We start from the raw sequence: 3,046 nt of genomic DNA on the forward strand, positions 1-3,046 counted from the left end.
GAGGTGGCTGGGGGTGGCCTTGATCAGCGTGGGCTGGACGGTGGTGGTTTCCAGGGTGGTGAGGTGGACGGTGCCGCCGTTGGTGAGGGGGGTCCACAGGGCGGTGATGGTGAGGTCGAAGGCGAGGGGGGAGTGCAGCAGGGTGGTGCCGCTGGTGGCCGCATAGGCCGTGCGGGCACGGTGGAGGTAGGTCGCCAGGGCGTGGTGCTCGATGATGACGCCCTTGGGGCGGCCGGTGGAGCCGGAGGTGTAGATCATGTAGGCGGGGTGGCGGGGTGACCACGGCACGCGGCGTTCGGCGTCGGTGATTGCTCCGGTGGGCTGGTCCGCGTACGCAGCGACAGGCACCGGCTCGCTCAGGGTGAGCGCGGGTGTGGCGTCGTCGAGCATGTAGTCGATGCGCTCGGCCGGGTAGTCGGGGTCGATGGGCAGATACGCCGCGCCGCTCTTGAGGACGGCGAGCATGCTGACGATCGCGTCGAGCGACTTGGGCAGGGCGAGGGCGACGAACTGCTCGGCGTCGACGCCCTGTTGGATCAGGTGTCGGGCGAGTTGGTTGGCGCGCGCGTCCAGCTCCGCATACGTCAGTGAGTCACCGTCGCACACCACCGCGACCGCGTCCGGCGTGCGCAGCGCCTGCGCGGCGACCAGCTCATGGAGCGGGGTGTCGGGCAGTTCGGTGCGGGCCCCGTTCCACTCCACCAGCACCCGCTCGCGCTCAGCCGCGCTGATGATCTCGATGTCGGCGATGCGCTGGTCGGGAGCCGCGGTCACGGCCTCCAGGACACGGATGAAACGGTCCGCCATCGCCTGCGCCGATGCGCGGTCGAAGAGATCCGTGCTGAAGTCCAGCGCGCCGCTGATGCCCTGAGGCTGCCGTGCCTCGTCGAACGACTCCGCGAACCCGAAGGACAGGTCGAACTTCGACGTCGTCCGCTGAACCTCCCGGTACGAGACGTCGAGTCCCGGAAGCCGGGCGATCTCGCTCAACGCCCCTTCGTGGTCCGTGTTGTTGAACGTCAGCAGGACCTGGAAGAGGGGGTGGTGCGCGAGTGTACGAGCCGGGTTGAGCGCCTCGACGAGCCGCTCGAAGGGCAGGTCCTGGTGGGCGTAGGCGGCGAGGTCGGTTTCGCGTACGCGGTCGAGAAGCTCACGGAAGGTGGGGTCGCCGGCTGTGTCCGTGCGGAGCACCAGCGTGTTGATGAAGAGACCGATGAGGTGGTCGGTGGCGTCGTCGGTGCGTCCGGCGACGGGGGTGCCGATGGGGATGTCCTCGCCGGCGCCGAGCCGGGTGAGGAGAGCCGCGACCGCGGCCTGGGCCACCATGAAGGTGCTGGTGTTGGTGGCGCGTGCGAGGCCGGCCAACCGCGCGTGCAACTCCGCCGGGACGGTGAAGGGGATGTGGCCGCCCGAGTAGTCCGAAGTGGCGGGGCGGGGCCGGTCGGTGGGCAGGTCGAGCTGCTCGGGCAGTCCGGCCAACTGCTCCTTCCAGTAGGTGAGTTGCTTGCCCGCGGTGGTCTCCGGGTCGTTGTCGTCGCCGAGGATGCCCTGCTGCCAGAGGGCGTAGTCGGCGTACTGGACGGAGAGCGGAGCCCAGGTGGGCTCCCCGCCTCGCACGCGGGCGGCGTAGGCGGCGGTGAGATCCTGCGCCAGAGGTGTGCGGGACCAGGCGTCACTGGCGATGTGGTGGATGAGCAGCAGCAGGACGTGCTCCTGCTCGGACAGGCGGAACAGCCAGGTGCGCGCGGGAAGTTCGACGGTGAGGTCGAAGCAGTGACCCACGGCTTCGGCCAGCCGGTCGCCCACCTCCTCCTCGGTCACGTCGACGACCGCGAACGGCGTCTCGGCCGCCTCCGCGGGCACCACGATCTGGTACGAACCCTGCTCGTCCTCGGTGAAGACGGTCCGCAGGCTTTCGTGGCGGGCGACGACGTCGCTGATCGCCGTGCGCAGGGCGTCCGTGTCGAGGGCGCCGGTGAGACGCAGCGTTGTGGCCGTGTTGTAGGTGGGGTTGGGTCCTTCGAGCTGGTGGAGGAACCACAGCCGCTGCTGGGCGTAGGAGAGGGGGACGCGCTCGGGCCGGGGCTGCGCGGTGAGCGCGGTGCGGACGCTGCCGGACTCGTCGAGCGCGCCGGACAGCGCGGCGATCGTCGGCGTCTCGAAGAGCTGCCGGATGGAGAGTTCGGCACTCAGCGTCGTACGGATGCGGCTGACGAGGCGGGTGGCGAGCAGGGAGTGGCCGCCCAGGTCGAAGAAGTTGTCGTCGATGGTGACCCGGTCGACGCCCAGCACCTCGGCGTAGAGAGCGCAGAGGATTTCCTCGCGGGGGCTGCGCGGAGCCCGGCCCGCCGATTTCGCGGTGTAGTCGGGTGCGGGGAGGGCTTTGCGGTCGAGTTTGCCGTTGGGGGTGAGGGGGAGGGCGTCGAGGGTGACGATTGCTGAGGGGACCATGTAGTCGGGGAGTTGGCGGGTGAGGGTGCTCAGCGCGGCTGACTCGTCCCACAGGGTTTGGTTCGCTACGGCGTAGGCGACGAGGCGTTGGTCGCCGGGGTGGTCTTCGCGCAGGAGGACCGTGGCCTGGGTGGCGCCCGGCAGGGCTGCGACGGCGGTTTCGATTTCGCCGAGTTCGATGCGGTGGCCGCGGAGTTTGATCTGGTGGTCGGTGCGGCCGTCGTAGATGAGGTGGCCGTGGTGGTTCCAGTGGGCGAGGTCGCCGGTGCGGTACATGCGGGTGCCGGGTTCGCCGTGGGGGTTGGCGGTGAAGCGTTCGGCGGTGAGGGCTTGGCGGTGGTGGTAGCCGCGGGCGAGTTGTTCGCCGGCGAGGTAGAGCTCGCCTGGTACTCCGACGGGGACGGGGCGCAGGGCTGAGTCGAGTACGTAGGCCTGGGTGTTGGCGAAGGGCCGGCCGATGGGCACGGGTCCCTGGGTCTCGGTGTGGGTGTCGAGGTGGTGGTCGGTGATGTTGACGGTGGATTCGGTGGGTCCGTAGGCGTTGATGATCTGGACGTCGGGGTGGTGCTGGCGCCAGGTGGTGAGGTGGTCGGTG

At 69.7% G+C, this 3,046-nt stretch carries 1 protein-coding gene; it reads right to left on the reverse strand.

Annotated features, from left to right (window positions below):
- Positions 1-3,046 (reverse strand): condensation domain-containing protein (locus P1P70_RS42675; RefSeq protein WP_319247606.1); only part of this gene is annotated, 3,046 nt, incomplete at both ends.

Origin of the sequence: Streptomyces sp. MB09-02B, assembly GCF_033794485.1 — a bacterium.
Classification (GTDB): Bacteria; Actinomycetota; Actinomycetes; order Streptomycetales; family Streptomycetaceae; genus Streptomyces.